Raw genomic sequence first — 19,368 nt, 5'->3', positions numbered from 1 at the left:
ACAATATCCATACTCACTTATAGCTATTTGTCTTTATTCCATCTCATTGCATCTTTTATATGGTATTTCTATATAGGACGGATACGTTTCTCCGTAAAATATAGTCTGAACTGCCTTTTGCGTTTTATCCTGCAAGGACCATACTCCTGCATAATTGCTGTGCACATGATATTGTGGAAAATCAGAGGAGGAAATGTCAATACGAAGCCTAGAGCCTTTCCTTAACTGATAGGCAATATCCCACATTTCTATTGTCACGCACTCAATAGCTTGAGGCTCATAGGAATGTCCTATATCGTGGCATAGGCTCGTAATACCGGAACGTATGCTGTAAGCTTTTTTATTTTCTCTTACTTCTATTATTTTGGCAGTAAATGCGGTGTCAGGACAACTTGAGGAAACATATAAATGTACTTTTATTTTTCCTATTATCTGTAAATCCTTTGTAAAAGGTTCTGAAATAAAGCTTAATACATCCTGACGATAATCCGGCTCTGGCTGAACCAGACTGCCATTTGCTTTCATATTTTGAAGCAAGGATTCCACACCATAGGAATCGTTTGGATTCTGAGGATCATATTGGTAGGACAATTTCCCATTTATTTCGTCTTTCTTTTGCTGTAGTATTTTTACATCTTCCTTACAGGTAAGATAAAAGGACTTATTTTCTTGATTTTTCAACGGCCATACCGGAAATTCAAGCCACAAATCAGACCCAATTACATATGTGCGAATTCGCTTATCTGGAAGTTTACCTTTTTTCAAAATAAGCTCGAACCATTCAAGTACAGCAAGGATTTCACTATGATTGATATTCTTTATCTCACAATCTTCCAGACAAGGCTCAAAGCTGTGATTCCACCCACCGATGTCCAGCCAGGAATGCTCTTTCGTTTCTTCACTTAGCATATCCCATGTGTTCATAGCACTACCATGATGATGATCATACCAACCGCTTCTAACGTATAAAGGCACCTTAACTTGTTTTGTAATCTCATAAAGCTCTTTCCACCAACCCTGCTGCCAGTAGCTATCCTCTCTTTGGTCATTGCTAATTAAGTCGCGGTACCAATCAAGTTTTTTACCCCAAAGCTTTTCATCTACTTCTAATTGCGGCATAAATTTACAGGATTCTATATAGTCTGCTTCTACCTGAAAGCCTGCATTTCCCATTGCCCACGCAGTTAAAACGTCCTGACGAAACATTCCTTTTTCATAGGCTGATTGAAAGCGGTCCGTTCCGTAGTGTGTCAGACACATGCCTTTGACCTTATCAGGTACGCGATCGGCAATTGCCCATCCGGTTAGCGCAAGATAGGAATTTCCCCAGTACCCAATTGTTTCAGCCCAATTTTGGCTGTTCAGCCAGAAAAGAGTGGCAAGCCCATCTTCTCTTTCGTTAACATTGGGAAACCATTCTCCCTCTGAACCTCCGGTTCCACGACAATATTGTGAAACAAAGATATAGCCTCTTTTTGCGAAGTTTTCGCCGTTTATATCTCTTAGTTTTTCCTGACCGGGATAACAGGTACGCTCAATGATGACGGGAAGAGGCTTTGCCTCCACTGTTTTATCTACATTTACAGGTCTGAATATGGTGGTTTTTAAGCGTACTTTGTCCGTCATAGGAAGCATTATTTCTTCTTTGCTATAATCCGGATAAATTGGCTTAAATTTTGTTAGTTCAAATTCCTTTTGCCTTAATTCGCAGATTGTATTTAATTTGCTTTCAGACATGATTAGTCCACCTCGATTTCCATCTCAAGCAGTGCCATTCCCAAAGACTTTCCATGCTTGTCAAGCGCAAGCGAGCGAGTAACTCCTCCGCCAAGCGTTTTATCTAATACAAAGTTCAAGGCGCCAATTTCATCCAATTCATATCTGGTTACCTCTCCCTTGCAGATCTCGCTGAAATATTCTTTCACCTTATTTGATGTGATCTTTTCTTTTAGCAATGCATAATCTTCTTTTTTATAGGCTATCAGGGAAATGTTTGATATTTCACCCTTATCGCCTGTTCTTGAATGAGCGATTTCCTTTAATTTCATAGTTATCCTCCTCCTTTTCTGACCAGATATTCAATTTGAATGCTATTCTACCTCTAAATAATGAACCGTAGCAGTAACATCCTTTCTGGCTACAAAGATAGAGCATACAGACACAATTTGTTCTACCCTCTTTACAACTCCGCCACCGCCGGCAGGACCATTGGTATACAATGCCTCTACCTCATTTGCTATTTGTGCGGCATTCCATTCATCCTTCGTCCTTCCACTGATTCTAAGTCTGATTTCTGAATTTGTCTCTCCATTTGGCAAAGTAGACAGCTTGTCACGATACAAGGAATTATAGCCAATATAATCACAGCGGTATTCCTCTAGCTTAGCACCGATAAGATTTAGTCTTTTTCGAACCACATCCTCTGCAAGTCTCGCTCTGCTTAAGCAGTTAGCTCCGCCATAGGAAATCTCACCTTCCCCGATATAACAATCCTCATACCCAATGCTTACCTTTAATTCTTTTGGTTTTCCATGTGATGTGGCATTCTCAACACGTACCCTGTCATTACCTTCCTGAGTGAACTTAACCTTTGAAAAATCTGCAATGGCATCAGGAGTTAAATAGGCTTTGGGATTATGTATTTCATAAATCATCTGCTCCTTGCAGGTATCCGTTGTAATAATACCGCCAGAACCTTCAACCTTTGAAAGAACAAAAGCACCGCTTGCATCTATTTCCACGAGCGGATATCCAAGTCTATCCAAATTAGGAACTTCTTTATAACCCGGATCTGCGTAATAACCACCTGTTACTTGTCCTGCACATTCTAATAAATGTCCGGCAAGTACTGCCTGTCCCATCTTATCCGCATCCTTATCTGCGTCCCATCCAAATTCGTAGACAAGTGCTCCAATTACAAGTGCAGGATCTGACACTCTTCCTGTAATGACTACATCTGCTCCATTTTTTAGTGCCTCTGTTATACCCTCACAGCCCATATAGGCATTGGCAGACATGATGTTTGCTTTCATTTCTTTAAGCTGGTACCCCGTTTCTAATACCTTATAATCGGCATAGAAATCCAGATTATCAGAGATGTCATCTCCTGTTACATATGCAATTTTTATCCCCTTTACACCAAGTTGGTTGGCTATTTCTAATGTTTTATCTGCTGCTGCTTTTACATTGGCAGCTCCCATATTAGTAATAACTTTAATATTATTATCTTTCAATAATGGAAGAATATGATTCATACGATATTCCAAAAAAGAATTGTATCCCTTTGTAGCATCCTTTAATTTTTCCTTCTGTCCTAAGGCGATGGTACGTTCTGCAAGGCATTCAAAAATAATATAATTTAAATTACCTTTCTCCATCAGCTCGACTGCAGGTTCAATTCGGTCACCGGCATAACCGGCTCCACTTCCTATTCGAATTGTTCTCATAATGATGTCCCCTCTTTCTTTATAATATTGTGGAATGCTTTACCACTCCACCGCTCTTTTATTTAGACATCCTATTCCTGAACATTGATGATTACTTTCATTGTTGTCTCTTTGTTCGCATCTATATATTGATAAGCAGCTAAATACTCACTAAATTCTAGCATATTGAATAGCCTGCCCCTTTGTAATGTCATAATTTTTCTCTTTTGAATATTACTATCTTTTAATCAAATAAAGTACATGCAACAAAGTGTCCTGGTGATACCTCTTTAATCGGAATATCCTTGCCCTTACAGCATTCTCTTGCCTTGGGACAGCGTGCTGCAAAGCGGCAGCCCGGCTTTGGCTCAATTGGACTTGTTAATTCACCGCGCATAATTTGTGTAGAAAGTTTTTTACCCCCAAGGCTTGGAACTGGAACAGCATCCAATAAGCCTTGTGTATACGGATGCATGGGATTTCTAAATAGCTCTTGTGTCGTAGCATATTCTACACACTGTCCCAGATACATAACAGCAATTTCATGACTGATATGTTTTACTACACTCAAGTCGTGTGTAATAAAGATATAGGTTAAACCCTTTTCCTCCTGAAGATCCATGAGTAGGTTTAATACCTGTGCCTGTATGGAAACGTCAAGCGCCGAAACCGGCTCATCACATACGATAAATTCTGGATTCATAGCCAATGCTCTTCCAATACCAATTCTTTGACGACGGCCTCCATCTAATTCATGGGAATAGCTGTCTACATAACGCTCCGATAAGCCTACAATTTTCATTATTTGAGCCACCTGCTGCTCATAGTCAGCTTTGTTTTTGTATGCTTTATACATTTTAATTGGTTCACCGATCAAATCTCTTACTGATTTTCTGGGATCCAAAGATGCGGAAGGATCTTGAAAAATCATCTGCATTTTTTTTCGAATCTCGTGCATTTGCTTTGTGTTGTATTTGGTGATATCTTCATTATCATAGATAATCTGTCCGTCTGTTGCTTCGTGCAAGTGAAGTAACAGCCTGCCAAGTGTAGATTTTCCACAACCGGATTCTCCTACCACACCGAGAGTTTTTCCCTTTTTAATCTTGAAGGATATCCCATCTACCGCATGCAGCATGCCCTTTGAGGTCTTAAAATATTTTTTCAGATCCTTTACTTCGACTAATACTTTATCTTCCATCTTTTTCATCCCTTCCAGCATTTTTATCCTTGCTTTCAGCAAATAAATGACATTTTATATAATGTTGTTCTTCTATCTCTATCATATCAGGAGCCTTTTTACATCGCTCCTTAGCATATTTGCAGCGTGATGCAAAGCGACAGCCTTCCATTCTTTCAGTAGGATCTGGTATCATTCCGTCAATGGTTTCCAGTCTTTTTACGTCTTCATCTAATTTAGGTATTGCATTAAATAGCCCCTGTGTATATGGATGAAGATACTTTCCGCTAAAAATATGTTCTGCCCTACCATACTCAATGACTTCTCCGGCGTACATAACCGCAACCTTTTCACAGGTCTGCGCAACAACACCTAAATCATGCGTGATTAAAATCATAGCTGTATTCAGACGCTTTTGCAAATCATTGATTAGTCCGAGCATTTGAGCCTGTATTGTAACGTCTAAAGCAGTAGTTGGCTCATCAGCAAGAATCAGTTTTGGCTCACATGCCAGTGCTATGGCAATGATGATTCTTTGCTTCATTCCGCCTGAAAACTCATGTGGATATTCATTTTTTCTATTTGCCGGAATACCAACCAGCTCCATCATCTGATCTACTTTCTTATTTAATTCGTCTTTGCTTACATTCTCATTGTGAATTGCAAGAACTTCTAATATCTGATCTCCTACTGTCATAACCGGATTTAGACTGGACATTGGATCCTGAAATATCATGGAAACGGTATTGCCCCTTAGATTTCTGACATCCTCCTCTGATATTTTAAGCATATCATGGCCGTCCAACAGAATACTTCCTGCGGTCACCTCTCCGATTCCTTCCGGAAGAAGGCGCATAATGCTTAAGGCTGTAGTTGTTTTGCCGGCACCTGTTTCGCCAACAAGGCCTAAGGTTTCTCCGTGGTCTAACGACAGATTCATACCATTTACAGCATAAACCGTTGCAATTTCTGTGTTATACTCTATACTAAGATTTTTTATCTCAAGAAGTTTATCTGCCATAATGCATATCCTTCCTTCCTATATTGCCTGTTTTATAATTTTTTTCTTCTTACCTTTACCAAGCGTTCCTCTTAGCTTTGGATCTAGTGCATCTCGAAGTGCATCTCCAACCATGTTAAAGCAAAGGACTACTACCATGATAAAAATACCGGGCGCAATTGCGATAACCGGATTGGAACTCATGAATTTATATCCATCATTTACCATACCACCCCAGCTTGCTGTCGGGGGATTGATACCCATTCCTAAAAAGCTTAATGCTGCTTCGTTTAATATGGCACTTCCCAAATTCATTGTCATAAGTACAATATTTGAGGATACACAATTAGGAAGTATATGGCTGATGGTATTCTTAATTTTGGATGCACCACAAAGGGTTCCTGCAGTTACGTAATCCATTTCCCTTACGGTAAGTACCTGTCCTCTTGTCACACGAGCATAGCTTGGAATCATACTGATACCAATAGCTAGACAAATGTTTCCAAGTCCTTTTCCAAAAATACTTCCAAGAAATAGAGACATAATAATCATTGGAATAGACATCATGGCATCCATAATTCGCATGATAACAGCATCCACAATTCCACCTGCCATACCCGCAATCAGACCTAGCATCATCCCGACACTGCCGGCCAAAAGAACAGATACCACTCCAACCGTAAAGGATACACGGCCACCATAAATAATTCGTGATAACACATCACGTCCCATGGAATCAGTTCCAAAGATATGTTCAAAGGACATAGGCTTTAACATATTTACTAAATCCTGCTTATATGGATCATATGGTGCCACAAATGGTGCAAAAACAGAGGCAATCAGCATAACTGCAAGTATAATTAGACAGGCAACAACAGATTTTCTGGCTAAAAGCACTCGAGCTACTCTGGAATTTGATATTTTTTTTAACTTTATTCTTCTTTTTTCCTTCTCCTGCATTGTTTTTCCACTCCTATTTACTAGTCATTTCTAATTCGCGGATCAATGATTCCATATAAAATATCCACGATAAGGTTACAAACTGCCACTGCTACTGCAATGATAAAGACACCATTTTCCACTACCATAAAGTCTTTACCCTGAATAGAGGAAATCATTAAGCTGCCAAGTCCCGGCACTACAAAAATGCTTTCTACTAAAACTGTTCCACCTATCATACCTCCAAGCTGAACTCCCATAATGGTAATAATTGGAATTAAAGCGTTTCGAAGCTGATGTCTGAATATAATTGTCTTTTGCTTCAGTCCCTTTGCTCTTGCGGTGGTTACATAATCCTGTCTGATTACCTCAAGCATGGAGGAACGGGTCTGTCTGGTAAACTGAGCAAGTGGTCCCATTGCAAGCACAGTCATTGGCAAGATTAAATGAAGGAGCCAATTTCCTATTCCATCCTTTGGCGCTACGTAGCCAGAAGTTGGAAGAATTCCAAGCTTTAGTCCAAAGGTTAAAATCAAAATCATACCAAACCAAAACATCGGCATAGACATACCGATATTGGCAAAAAATGAAATAGCGGAATCTATTATTGTTCCTCTGTTTAGTGCCGCTACAATTCCAAGTATGATCGCTAATACAACAGCCAGTATAAATGCCGGAAATACAATTGACATGGTAACGCCAAGCCGTTGGAATATAACCTCTGAAATTTCCTTTTGTAAGGCTACGGAACGTCCCATTTCTCCATGAAACAATCCCTGTATCCATTTCGCATACTGAATAAGTACCGGCTGGTCATAGCCAAATATCTTTGTATAATGCTCAATTTGTTCTTGTGTCGCATTTGCTCCTAAAAAGTTTGCAATAGGATCTCCCGGCACTAACTGCATTAAGAGAAATACCATTAAAGTTACCACAAAAACAACTATAATGGACTGAACAATTCGCTTTATAATCATCTTAAGCAATTTATTCTTCATATGAACCTCCTAGCTTCTAAAGTTAGAGGACGCTTATAATAAACGTCCTCCAATTTATTATTTATCTAACCAGCAATTTTCAATATTCCAAGTACTTGCATGGCAAACACCACAATTATCATCTTTTACATAATACTGTTTGATATTTGGCTCATTCTGGATAAAGAGAGGTTTTCCAAATAATGCAAGTCCTGTTTCTGAATTGTACATCAACTGCTGCATTTGATGCTCTAAATCTATCTTTTCTTCATCGGTTGCTGCCACACGAATCTTTTCTAATAAGTCTTGCGCTTCTTGTGGATGCTGAATTCCCTTTGCATAAAATGCACCGTCTACATCCAGGTGACGTCCCATGTAAAGTCCAAGGTCAGGTGCGATTGATGCATAGTGTCCCATAATTCCTTTCCAAGTTCCTGTCATATACAAATTAGAACCAGTACTTTCATCCACTAATTCAATTTCACAGTGAATTCCTACTTCTTCAAGCATATTAGCCGCTGCAGTAAACATATCTTTACTTCCTGAGTCTGTGGTTAAGGTAGTAGTAAATCCGTCCGGATATCCTGCCTCAGTTAACAACTCTTTTGCTTTTTCCGGATTATAGTCAAAACTCTTTAACGTATCATCATAAGTAACAGCTCCCGGAGCTGCCCATTGGTTCGTTGTTTTAATTAATCCATAACCAAATGCTTTTGCAATGGCATCAGAATCAATTGCATAACACATAGCCTGTCTTACTCGGTAATCTGCAAACGGAGATGTACTGTCAGCACTGTTTGGAATCAAACCGGTCGTAACCAAACCTTGGCCTGAAGTGTTTTCATTGACAACATATTTACCTGAATTAATTAAATCATTGGCCACCGTAAGATTATTCATATGTATCATGTCATATTCACCGGCTTCAAAAGCAGAAGATCTGGTAGTTGGTTCTGATACTACATAAATTTCAACGCCGTCCAAATATGGCTTGCCTTCCTGCCAATAATTCTCATTCTTTGCATATTTTGTTGCAACGCCTGTTTGAAATTCGGTAACTTGGAAAGGTCCTGTTCCACAGGAAGCGTTTCTAAGTGCCTCAACATCCTCTAAAGCAGTTGGTGACATGTAATATACGAAAAATCCAACTGATTCTAGTGTGGAGCTGCTCCAGTTATTCAGAATCATCTTAATATGGGTATCATCAATGACCTGACATTCTTTGATATTTTTGGTTTCATTTCTCTCACAGCTTTGGTATTCCTCGATGTTTCTTTTTACTGCCTCTGCATTAAATGCCGTTCCATCGGCAAACTGAACTCCTTCACGAAGTGTCCAGGTAATGCTTGGTTCATCGGCATCTGTTGTCCACTCGGTAGCCAGCTTAGGTATAATATTACCTGACTCATCATAATACAAAAGAGATTCATAAGCGGTTGTTAAATATAAAAGTCCCGCATTATTGGTGATTTCCGGAGTATAACCCGGTGTTGCTGCTGTGATATGCGTTGCATATTTTAATACACCTCCATACTTTGGTTCACCTGTTGATTCATCAGTAGTTGCAGAATCTGTGGTTGTTGTCTGCGTTTTTTCTGTAGTAGTACCAGAATCACTGCTTGATTCCTTTGAACTGCCGCATCCGCCTAATACCGAAGCCCCCATGCAAGCAGTCAATAAAATAGCAATTATTTGTTTTTTCATATTGTCCTCCTTATACATTGATATATGTTATTTGATACAACGTTTTACTACAACGTTATACCTATTATACATACAACCTGCCTTACTGTCAATTAAATTTTTGACATTTTACAACATTTTTTACAAGCTCAGTTATATTTTTGAATAAATACGCAACATTTAGTACATTATCAATCACATCAGTTGGCATTATCGATACATAATGTACAACTTTAGTTGCATATGCATATACTTAAAAGTAATTAATTTCAGAATTTTTCTTTCAATATTGGATATTTTTATATTACAGTACTTTATAGTTACACTGATATTCGATATAATTCGATGTATTATATATCGTTTTAGTACAACGTGTTACCTATAATTTTAGCTTGATTAACATTTTTTTCTGTGTTACACTTATGCTAAATATGTCTTATTATAAATTTTACCAATTTTTTATATCTCATACATGCTTTATGCTATTTAATTATTGGACTTTTATAATAAATAGAAAGAAGGGCGTTATATTTGGCTACAATACGAGAAATTGCCGATTATACCAATTTATCTGCCAGTACCGTTTCGATTGTTTTAAGTGGTAAATCAGCAGCTCGGAATATTTCTGAAAAAACTACTAAAAAAATTCTGGAAGCAGCGAAAGAGCTTGGGTATACTCCCAATATATCCGCCAGAAGGCTTAGAAATAATAATACTAAAAAGTATGTTTCTGTCTTTTGGGCAAATGATTTTCGTGCGCCGTTATTATTCGAGTTTATTAAAGGGATGCAGCAATATATAGAAAAATCTGCTACGGATATAGAAATTGTTTTGCGTTTGTTTACTCCTGATTTATTAGAAAAAACCGCTCAGCCGGACCAGCTTGCCATGTATTCGGCAAATGTGATTTGTACAGCATCCTCAAAGGATTTGGATTATCTTGAAAGAACCAACTTTATTACTCCTATTGTGTTATACAATAGAGTTTCAGAAAAATACAGTAATGTTTACGTAAATAACGAAGCACTGGGTACTAAGGCGGCTGAAATTTTTATATCGCACAATAGGAAAAATGCTATCGTCTTTACCGTTAAGAAAAGTCAATATATTTACAGTGAAAAACGTATGCTGGGCTTTATGAATACTTTTAATAACAGCGGCGGAATTACCACCGTAATCAATGCGCCTGAAAATACGCTGCGTTCTGCTTATTCCGTTATAAAGGAGGCACAGCAGGTTTTTAAAAATGCAGATTGTGTTTTTTGCCTTCACGACCGTTTTGCAATCAGTTATTTAAACTATATCAGAAACTCAGATTTGATTTCTGTTCCTGACGCTCAGGAAATCATCAGTATTGGAGCTCATGACAGTGATAACTATGAAAGCCTTCATATTCCGCTTTCCATCATAGAGGTTCCTATTTGTGAAATGGGTCAAGAATGTATGCGCATCGTAACAGAACGATTAAATGGAGATCAGTATGAAATAGAATCCCATATTGTTGATTTTAATTATATCGAAAGAGCAAGTACTTTACAATAACGTAGAATTTCTATGATACAAGAAAGCGGATCAGTCAGCATCAGCTCCCTAATCCCTCACTCATGAGGGACTTGACCGCTTTGCAGCGCCGAATGCTGTCACGTAGTGACATTTTCCACTTGCATTCGAGCGCATCCAGTGGAGCATTTTTATGTAATAGGACTCAATTTCCTATTACACAAGAAAAGAGATTATGATTCTAACTAGAACCATAATCCCTTTTCAATTTACTGTTTAATTTTCTGGCGCTGTTTCTTGTGTTGCATCACCTGTAGTTGTATCGTCAGCCGTAGTATTATCCTGCTCTTCATCACTTGTTGAAGCATCATCGCTCACTGCTGCATCCGTAGTAGACTCACCCACTGTTACATCATCTGTACTTACATTACTTGTTACTGTAATCTTTTCATCAAAGTTAATCTTCTTCCATATCTTGTTATTGACTGTAATTTCAGAAGCATCCTTCCACTGCGTATAAGTATCACTATAAAGAGTATCCTGTCTTTCGGATATAATTTCTTCTCTTCTGCTTTGTGTCTGCTCCTCATCATATGCACTGGTTAGATGAATTACATAATAGCCTGAATCAGTTTCAATTACCTGTGATGTCTCACCTTCCGAAAGAGCATCTGCTGCTGTAATGACTGCTGCATCCATTCCTGCATCGTCATCCTTACCATAGGAAGCTGTACTTGCAGTTTTTCCTGCATCTGTAACTGCTGTATCAAAGTCACCGCTTGTCAAAGACGCATCAACAATTGCCTGAGCCTCCGCCTTTTTCGCTGCAATTTCTTCTTCTGTTAACTCAACTGTATTTCCAGACTCATCAGTTGTACCAGATGTGGAAACCAACACATAGGAAAACGTTTTCTGAGCTGCATCCTCATCGGAAACCTCTGTGTCCGCTCCCGCTTTGATTTCATTCTCAATTTTACTTTTCAGCGTATATTTCGTCAAATATTCTTTTAATATTTCTTCATTGGCTCCCATTTCCTCTAATGCTTCTGCATTATTATCCTCCACAAAAGCTTTTGCTGTTGTATCAATATTAGTCTTTTCCTCCTCTGTCAGTGCTACATTATATTCATCTGCATACTGATCCACAATATATATTTCCTTTAACTCCTCTAAAATGCTTTCCAAAGTAGAGTCCTCAAATGTAACACCGTCGCTTATCTGCTGATCCCACATATTATCTCCAAACATTGCTCCATAATAAGTCTCGTAAGTTGCCTGCTGCATTTTAGCATAGAATTTTGCTACTCCAAAAGGAATCTCTTCCTGATTTACTACTGCTACTGCCTTATTTAAATCAACAGAGCCTGCACAGCCTGTTATCATTGTAGCACAAGCAAGCACCCCTGCTGCTGCCCCCACTAATCTTCTACCTATGTTCCTCTTCATAATATCTCCTTTCATCGGCATCCCCTGCCATAGTATTCTTCTATGATTATAGCCTTTTTTTACTCATCTATCAACGATTTTATATCGCGCAAAATATTTTTAACCACTACAATGGTATCTGGCTTTTCTTTATTCTTAATTGGTATATAAGTAAAAAACGGATTCACATCAACTGTAAAGGTCAAAGTATTCCGATACTTACTAATCAATTCTGGAATGTTGGCCGGATTTACCTTTGCTTTTTCATACATTTTAAATTTAATTGTATCACCTTTTTGTGAAATTTCTGTTACGAATACGCTTGCTGCAATTGCTTTTAAGTGGGCTACTGCCAACAGATTGGTAACTGATTTGGGCGGTTCTCCAAATCGGTCAATTAATTCCTCTAGCATATCATCGCATTCCTCTTCATTTTCAAGACTGGCCATACGTTTGTAAATATCCAGCTTTTGAAATTCACTAGTAATATATTTTTCGGGAATAAATGCATCAATATCGATATCAATCGTAGTATCGAATATATCCTCCAATACCTCTGAATTTTTATAGGATTTCACAGCTTCATTGAGCATCTTACAGTATAGGTCATACCCTACTGCCTCCATGTGTCCACTTTGCTGTGCCCCTAAAAGATTCCCTGCTCCTCTGATTTCCAAATCTCTCATTGCTATTTTAAATCCTGATCCAAGTTCTGTAAACTCACGAATTGCATGAAGTCTTTTTTCCGCAATTTCCTTTAACATTTTATTTCTCTTATACATTAAGAAAGCATAGGAAGTTCGGTTGGATCGGCCAACACGCCCCCTTAACTGATAAAGTTGTGATAACCCCAGATTATCTGCATCATGAATAATTATCGTATTAACATTCGAAATATCCAGTCCTGTTTCTATAATTGTAGTAGAAACTAGTACATCAATTTCCCCATTAATAAAATTGTACATGATTTTCTCAAGCTCATGCTCATTCATCTGTCCGTGGGCAAAAGCCACATTGGCATCCGGCACAAGAGCAGCTATCGAATTGGTTATCTCGTCAATATTATTGACCCGGTTATAAACATAATACACCTGTCCCTCTCTTGCCAGCTCACGGTGTATAGCTTCCCTAACCATTTCGTCATTGTATTCCATTACAAAAGTTTGTATCGGCATACGATCCATAGGCGGTTCTTCCAAAACACTCATATCTCTAATACCAATCAAGCTCATATGAAGCGTACGAGGAATCGGAGTCGCAGTCAATGTAAGCACATCTACGTTTTTCTTAAGCTGTTTTATTTTTTCCTTATGCGATACGCCAAAACGCTGCTCCTCATCAATAATGAGCAATCCCAAATCCTTAAATATAACATCCTTTGACAATACTCTATGTGTTCCCACAACAATATCAACAAAGCCCTTTTTTAAATCCTCCACCGTTTTCTTCATTTCAGTCTGTGTTTTGAATCTGGACATCAAATCCACGCGAATCGGAAAGTCTTTCATCCTCTGCACGAAAGTGTTATAATGCTGTTGTGCCAAAATTGTAGTCGGAACTAGATAAATAACCTGCTTTCCATCCTGTACTGCCTTAAAGGCTGCTCGGATAGCAATCTCTGTTTTTCCATAACCAACGTCCCCACAAACAAGACGATCCATGATTTTTCTGCTCTCCATGTCCCTTTTTACTGCCTCAATGGCAATCAACTGATCCTCTGTCTCCTCATAAGGAAACATTTCCTCAAATTCTTTCTGCCAAACCGTATCGCCGCTATAGACATAGCCATCTTTCTCCTGTCTGAGTGCATAAAGCTGTACTAAATCCTTAGCAATTTCCTTCACTGCACCCCGAACTCGGGTTTTTGTCTTATTCCACTCTTGAGAACCAAGCTTATTAAGCTTTGGCTTCTTAGCATCACTTCCTGCATATTTTTGAATCAGCTCAAGCTGAGTCGCCAGTATATAAAGATTGCCACTTGAAGCATATTCAATCTTAATATAATCCTTGGCTACCCTGTCCACCTCAATCTTTTCAATTCCTTTATAGATGCCAAGTCCATGGTTTTCATGTACGACATAGTCACCTACCTTAAGTTCACTAAAACTTTGAATTTTTTGACCTTCATATACTTTTCGCTTCTTCTTTTTCTTCTTCTCTGCACCAAAAATATCGGTTTCTGAAATAATAACCAGCTTAATTAACGGATACTCATAGCCCTTATGAACATTTCCAAAAGTGGTCATGATTTCACCGTTTTGGACCTCTTTATCCAAATCCTCTGAATAAAACGCACTTAATTCATAATCTCTTAAATCCTGTGCTAGTCTCATTGCCCTTGTTTTCGATGCAGAAAATAATATCACCTTATAGCCTGCTCTTTTAAATCCCTGTAAATCCTTTACTAACAGTTCAAAACTGCTGTTATAGGGATTGACAGCCTTTGCTGTAATACCAAATCGATTATTTATTTTAAACTCCTGTTGCTTACCCTCAAGCGTGCAAAGTGCCAATCCTCTTAGCTTGCTGATTTTGGCAACAATCTGCTTGTGATCAAGCAGTATGTCCATCTGACCCGGTAATATATAGCCCTTTTCGATTCGATGAATCATGCTTTCTCTAAATTCATTTTCAATTGCTTTTCCTTTTTCTAATATTCGATTCGGCTCATCCAGAAAAATAACTGTATTCTCGTCAAAGTAGTCTAAAAAAGTAGCAGCATTTACATAAAAATATTTGATATAACTGTCGATTCCCTTTGTACCAAGCCCTCCAAGCTCCAAAATCTGCTCTCTTAGCTCGTCTACAGAGCTTTTAATTTGAAAAGCTTCTTCTGTCTTCATTTCCTTTCTAAGCTTCTCGATATAGGGCTTTGCCTCTGTCTCAATTTTCTTCAATCCATCCTGTATACATTTTGAGTTCAGCACAATTTCTGCTGCAGGATATATTAAAATACTTTCTAATTGTTCAATCGATCTCTGGCTCTTTGCATCAAAGCTTCGAATAGAATCTACCTCGTCATCCCACAATTCTACACGATAAGGATTTTCCTCCGTCAAAGAAAAGATATCTATAATACCGCCTCGAATCGCAAACTGACCGGATGATTCAACTTGAGAGACTTTCTCGTAGCCAAGCCCAATTAGCTGCTCCTTAAGCATGTCGATATGGATGGTTGCTCCACTGTCTATTTTTATAATGGAAGCCTTTACTGCTTCGAGCGGAACAAGATAATCCATTAAACCATCCAACGTAAGAATTACCGTTACGCCCTGATTTTCTAAAATTGCTTTGATTACATGAATTCTTTGCTTTGCAATAAGATTTCCATGAATATCAGCGTTATAAAATATTAAATCTTTTGCAGGATATAGCATTACGTTTTTATCAAAGGATTTGTAATCTTCATAAATTTCCTTTGCTTTTAGCTCATTCCCCGCTACAATAATTTTGTTCTTATATCCTTGTGAAAGCGCAAAAATAAAATGAGACTTTTGAGAATCAATACATCCCGACACTTGAATAAGACCACTTCCTTTATTCAAAGCGGTCTTTATCTCATTAAATTCATTCATTTGGCTTAAAGGACTGATTAGTGCGTTCATTGTTACCTCCATTCGTGCTAGCTTAACTGCACATAATGGTAGCTGTGAAAGAACCTCTCCCATGCTCTCACTACCTTACTTTTTGATTATAAATATTCATTGCTGCATCTGCATCCTTTGTAATCATCAATTCTACAGCAGTTATGACATGATCAATTGACTCATTCACTGTAGATTTATCTTCCTTTGAAAAATGTCCCAATACATAATCGGCTAAATCCATGTGCTTTGGTTTCTCTCCAACCCCAATTTTAATTCGGTTGAAGTTTTGAGTTCCCAAACAAGAAATAATGCTTTTAATACCGTTATGTCCACCGGCACTTCCCTTTTTGCGAATACGAAGCTGTCCAACATCCAAATCAATATCATCATAAATGATAATCAATTCTTCTTCTGGATCTACTTTATAATAATCTATGAACTCTCTTACGCTTTCACCACTTAAATTCATATAAGTTTGCGGTTTTACCAAAATAACCTTGTAGCCTTCAACATAACCTGTTCCATAAATTCCTTTATGCTTCTTGGAATCCACATCTATTTTATATTTTCTGGCAATAGCATCTATGGCATCAAAGCCTACATTGTGTCTGGTTCCATTGTATTCTTTTGTTGGGTTACCAAGCCCCGCTATAATATACATCTTTATTCCTCATCTCTAACATAATTAAATAATTTTTATTTTCTCTTTCTTTCTTGTACGATTTTCTCCACTGCCTTTAACTGATCCTGGTCATTGACTCCTGTCATTTCCATTGCATCCTCTAAAACATAGGCATCTGCCTTAAGACCCTTTGCCTTGATTATTGTAAGTGTATCCGGAAGATAATATTCACCCTGCGAATTATTTGTTTTCAGCTCATTGAGTGCCTCATTTAATTCCTTAGAATCAAATACATACATCCCAGAATTCACTTCCAATGACAAAAGTTCTGTTTCACTTGCATCCTTATGTTCTACACTTTTTTTAAACTCTCCTGCTTCGTTTCGAATAATTCTTCCATAGCCTGCGGGATTAGCTACTATGGCAGATAAAACCGTTACCTTATTTTCATTCTGTCTGTGATATTCCACTAATTTACTTAAGGTAGCTCCGGTAATCAGAGGGGTATCTCCAAATAAAATGAGTGTCTCTCCTTCGCTTCCAATAAATTTCGTCGCACATTTTACTGCATGTCCAGTTCCAAGCTGTTCCGTCTGCATTGCATATGTTACTTTTGAGGTTACACAAGCTTTTACCACTTCACTTTTGTAACCTACCACTAAACAAACTTCATCTGCATTCGCACCTTTCGCAGCCTCTATTGCATATTCGACCATTGGTTTTCCATTAACAGTATGTACTACCTTTGGTAAATCTGATTTCATTCTGGTTCCTTTTCCTGCTGCTAATATAACGGCTTTCAATTTACTCATAATTTTAACCTCCGCCTTATCTTTATCTATTTTAAAGTACAACCTCTCTTTTGAAGCCTACATTACCTGCCTAATCTATTTTACAGTAATAGCCATCATTTGTCACGTAAAAATGCTTGTTCCAACCTTGTAAATAAAAGCTCCAAATAAAATAGAGAACAATTTTATTTTGCACAATTAATATTAGGGTAAACATTAATACGCTTAATTTCTATTATTTATAGAAGATTAGGAAGAACTAATAAATGTTTAACTGACCATCACTTTTTAGTGAAAAAAATTCCAAAACAGATGATTTAATTAAACTAAAAGATTGCATAGAATTGCATTCCTTTACATGAAAGCTGTAAAACAAATACTTTTAATTTGTCATACAGCTTCAATATTTGTCTTTTTATTTTACAGATACCGTACACTTCGCCTTTTTTCCGCTCGCACTTATTACGGTTATCGTTGCCTTACCTTTTTTCTTTGCCTTGATTTTTCCGTTCTTATCTACAGTTGCAACCTTTTTATTATTAGTCTGATAGGTGATTTTATCGGTTGCACTGATTGGATTTTTCGTAACCGTAAGCTTATATCTTTCCCCTTTCATCAGTGTCAGCTTCTTATCACTTAAAATAAGCTTTTTCGTCTTAACTGCCGAGTTTATAACTTTAACTCGACAAGTAGCTGTTGCTCCACTTAACATGGTTACAGAAACAGTAACATATTTTTTATAAGCTTTTATACCCTTTAATACAATTGTCTGCCCATTTAAAGATGCTTTTACAATCTTTTTATTGCTACTGGTTACATTTACAATTTTATCTCCTTCTAGCTCGTTTGAAGCAAGTGTCAGAGTTTTGATTGATTTTCCTTTTTGCAAGTTAAATTTATTAGCATTTAAGGTGATTTTTCCTTCTTTTATTTTCTCTATTTTGTCCGTATTGTCTGTAGATTCGATATTTTCGATGTCCTCACTATTATCGGTATTTTCAGGTGGACTTGAATCTGTATCACCTGCATCTGTTGGACTTTCAGGTGGACTTGGAGTCAAAGGAGTTTTTGATGTTGGCTTTTCAAGTACCATGATATATACATATTTTCCATTGTTCTCATATACATTTCCAAAAACTGAACGAGTATCATAGCCTACTTGTTCTGTTCCAACGGATAAAGCAGTAATTAATCCATTATCACTCACACTAACTACATTATTATTAGTAGTTCCCCATGAGGAGGTGTAAGTAGCATCGTTTGGGGTAACAGACGCTTGAAGCTGCAACGTATCCCCCACATACATTTCAATTATATCATCTACATTTAAACTTACACATTCTACTTTCTTGCGATTTTCCACTACCTTAACCGTTAACAATGTGGTGGTGGTAACGCTATTTTCTAAGTGTTCATCGCCGATAGCAGCCTTTATCAAAGTTGATCCTTCGCTTCTTGCGGTCAAAACCCCATCCGAAACATAAGCTACATACTGGTCACTTGTAGTATAGCTAGACGGCATAGTAACAAAAGCGGTAGATGGCAATACCGCAAAATCACTGTCACTAAATGTATAGGTATCTCCAACATTCAATGTAATGGTCGGATTGGAAAACTCTAAGCTGGTTGGGGAATATTCGTCTAAATAGTAATATTGATAACCTGATTTATAAGTTTCCATATACGTTTGAGCTACACTTTCTGGAGCTGTGTAAACTTTTAATTTATTACTATCCGTATTGCTAAAAACCTCATTTATACTATCTCCTAAATACTCCAATTCGGTAACACTTTTTGGTATTTCCATATAAGATAAGTTTTTACATGAAAAAGCTCTACTTTTTATTGTTTTACAACCACTTTTTATTATGACTTTTTCTAAACTGTCACACCATTCAAATGCTAACCTGTCTATTGTTTCTATTTCCCCTGGTATAATTATAGACCTAATTGTGTTATTGCTTCTGAACGCTTTACTACCTATAGAAATCACCTTATACCCATCAATTATATTTGGTATCGTAAGATCCTCTTGCGTTCCGGTATATCCTGTTATCGTAGCTTCTTTCGTTGTGTCATTTACCGTATAGGTAAATTCATCTGTACTTGTTTCTGCTATTACTTGAATACAAGGCTTCAAAATAAAGATAATACCTATTACAAAAACTGCCGTTCCTATTTTCTTAATTTTTTCCCTCAATTATATACTCCCCTTCAATCATCTGTACTTCTAAAATAA

General features: G+C 37.5%; 15 protein-coding genes. 1 reads left to right on the top strand and 14 read right to left on the bottom strand.

Features of this window, described 5'->3' with window-relative positions; all coding sequences use genetic code 11:
- Positions 1 to 33: 33 nt before the first annotated feature.
- From C8E03_RS10310 to C8E03_RS10275, 9 genes are all read right to left on the bottom strand, one after another.
- Positions 34 to 1,737, bottom strand: coding sequence for a CocE/NonD family hydrolase (locus C8E03_RS10310; RefSeq protein WP_110290995.1), 1,704 nt, complete (start codon positions 1,735 to 1,737; stop codon positions 34 to 36).
- A 2-nt stretch (positions 1,738 to 1,739) separates the two neighbouring features.
- Positions 1,740 to 2,048 carry an AtuA-related protein gene (locus C8E03_RS10305; protein WP_094377780.1) on the bottom strand — a complete coding sequence of 103 codons (309 nt, stop codon included), beginning with the start codon at positions 2,046 to 2,048 and terminating at the stop codon, positions 1,740 to 1,742.
- Between the two features lie 42 nt (positions 2,049 to 2,090).
- On the bottom strand, positions 2,091 to 3,446 hold the full coding sequence (locus tag C8E03_RS10300; RefSeq protein WP_094377779.1) for an acyclic terpene utilization AtuA family protein: 1,356 nt from the start codon (positions 3,444 to 3,446) through the stop codon (positions 2,091 to 2,093).
- A 71-nt stretch (positions 3,447 to 3,517) separates the two neighbouring features.
- Positions 3,518 to 3,640, bottom strand: a complete 123-nt coding sequence (locus C8E03_RS22600) for a hypothetical protein (protein WP_278321179.1) — start codon at positions 3,638 to 3,640, stop codon at positions 3,518 to 3,520.
- Between the two features lie 29 nt (positions 3,641 to 3,669).
- Positions 3,670 to 4,626: an ABC transporter ATP-binding protein gene (locus C8E03_RS10295; RefSeq protein ID WP_094377778.1), complete on the bottom strand. Its 957-nt coding sequence runs from the start codon at positions 4,624 to 4,626 to the stop codon at positions 3,670 to 3,672.
- Positions 4,616 to 5,626, bottom strand: coding sequence for an ABC transporter ATP-binding protein (locus C8E03_RS10290; protein ID WP_110290994.1), 1,011 nt, complete (start codon positions 5,624 to 5,626; stop codon positions 4,616 to 4,618). The genes C8E03_RS10295 and C8E03_RS10290 overlap by 11 nt, the downstream gene beginning before the upstream one ends.
- An 18-nt stretch (positions 5,627 to 5,644) precedes the next feature.
- On the bottom strand, positions 5,645 to 6,565 hold the full coding sequence (locus tag C8E03_RS10285) for an ABC transporter permease (protein WP_094377776.1): 921 nt from the start codon (positions 6,563 to 6,565) through the stop codon (positions 5,645 to 5,647).
- A 20-nt stretch (positions 6,566 to 6,585) separates the two neighbouring features.
- Positions 6,586 to 7,542 (bottom strand): ABC transporter permease, encoded by a 957-nt coding sequence (locus tag C8E03_RS10280; RefSeq protein ID WP_094377775.1) that lies wholly within the window; start codon positions 7,540 to 7,542, stop codon positions 6,586 to 6,588.
- Between the two features lie 57 nt (positions 7,543 to 7,599).
- Positions 7,600 to 9,225, bottom strand: coding sequence for an ABC transporter substrate-binding protein (locus C8E03_RS10275; RefSeq protein WP_170122968.1), 1,626 nt, complete (start codon positions 9,223 to 9,225; stop codon positions 7,600 to 7,602).
- Positions 9,226 to 9,735: 510 nt separating this feature from the next.
- Here C8E03_RS10275 and C8E03_RS10270 point away from each other — a divergent pair.
- Positions 9,736 to 10,746: a LacI family DNA-binding transcriptional regulator gene (locus tag C8E03_RS10270; protein WP_094377773.1), complete on the top strand. Its 1,011-nt coding sequence runs from the start codon at positions 9,736 to 9,738 to the stop codon at positions 10,744 to 10,746.
- Between the two features lie 234 nt (positions 10,747 to 10,980).
- Here the strand turns inward: C8E03_RS10270 and C8E03_RS10265 are convergent, their stop codons facing one another.
- From C8E03_RS10265 to C8E03_RS10245, 5 genes are all read right to left on the bottom strand, one after another.
- A complete protein-coding gene (locus C8E03_RS10265) occupies positions 10,981 to 12,150 on the bottom strand; it encodes a peptidyl-prolyl cis-trans isomerase (RefSeq protein WP_170122967.1) in 1,170 nt (389 codons plus the stop codon).
- 59 nt (positions 12,151 to 12,209) lie between these two features.
- The gene (gene mfd, locus C8E03_RS10260; protein ID WP_110291068.1) at positions 12,210 to 15,734 is read right to left on the bottom strand and encodes a transcription-repair coupling factor; all 3,525 of its coding nucleotides are present in this window, start codon (positions 15,732 to 15,734) and stop codon (positions 12,210 to 12,212) included.
- Between the two features lie 70 nt (positions 15,735 to 15,804).
- Entirely contained in the window at positions 15,805 to 16,377 is a 573-nt protein-coding gene (gene pth, locus C8E03_RS10255; RefSeq protein WP_094377771.1) for an aminoacyl-tRNA hydrolase, read from the bottom strand.
- A gap of 35 nt (positions 16,378 to 16,412) precedes the next feature.
- The gene (locus C8E03_RS10250) at positions 16,413 to 17,150 is read right to left on the bottom strand and encodes a sugar phosphate nucleotidyltransferase (RefSeq protein ID WP_094377770.1); all 738 of its coding nucleotides are present in this window, start codon (positions 17,148 to 17,150) and stop codon (positions 16,413 to 16,415) included.
- A gap of 394 nt (positions 17,151 to 17,544) precedes the next feature.
- A complete protein-coding gene (locus tag C8E03_RS10245) occupies positions 17,545 to 19,329 on the bottom strand; it encodes an Ig-like domain-containing protein (protein ID WP_094377769.1) in 1,785 nt (594 codons plus the stop codon).
- Positions 19,330 to 19,368 lie beyond the last annotated feature (39 nt).

Source organism: Lachnotalea glycerini (assembly GCF_003201285.1).
Taxonomy (GTDB): domain Bacteria; phylum Bacillota; class Clostridia; order Lachnospirales; family Lachnospiraceae; genus Lachnotalea; species Lachnotalea glycerini.
This window is presented reverse-complemented; position numbering and strand designations above follow the sequence as displayed.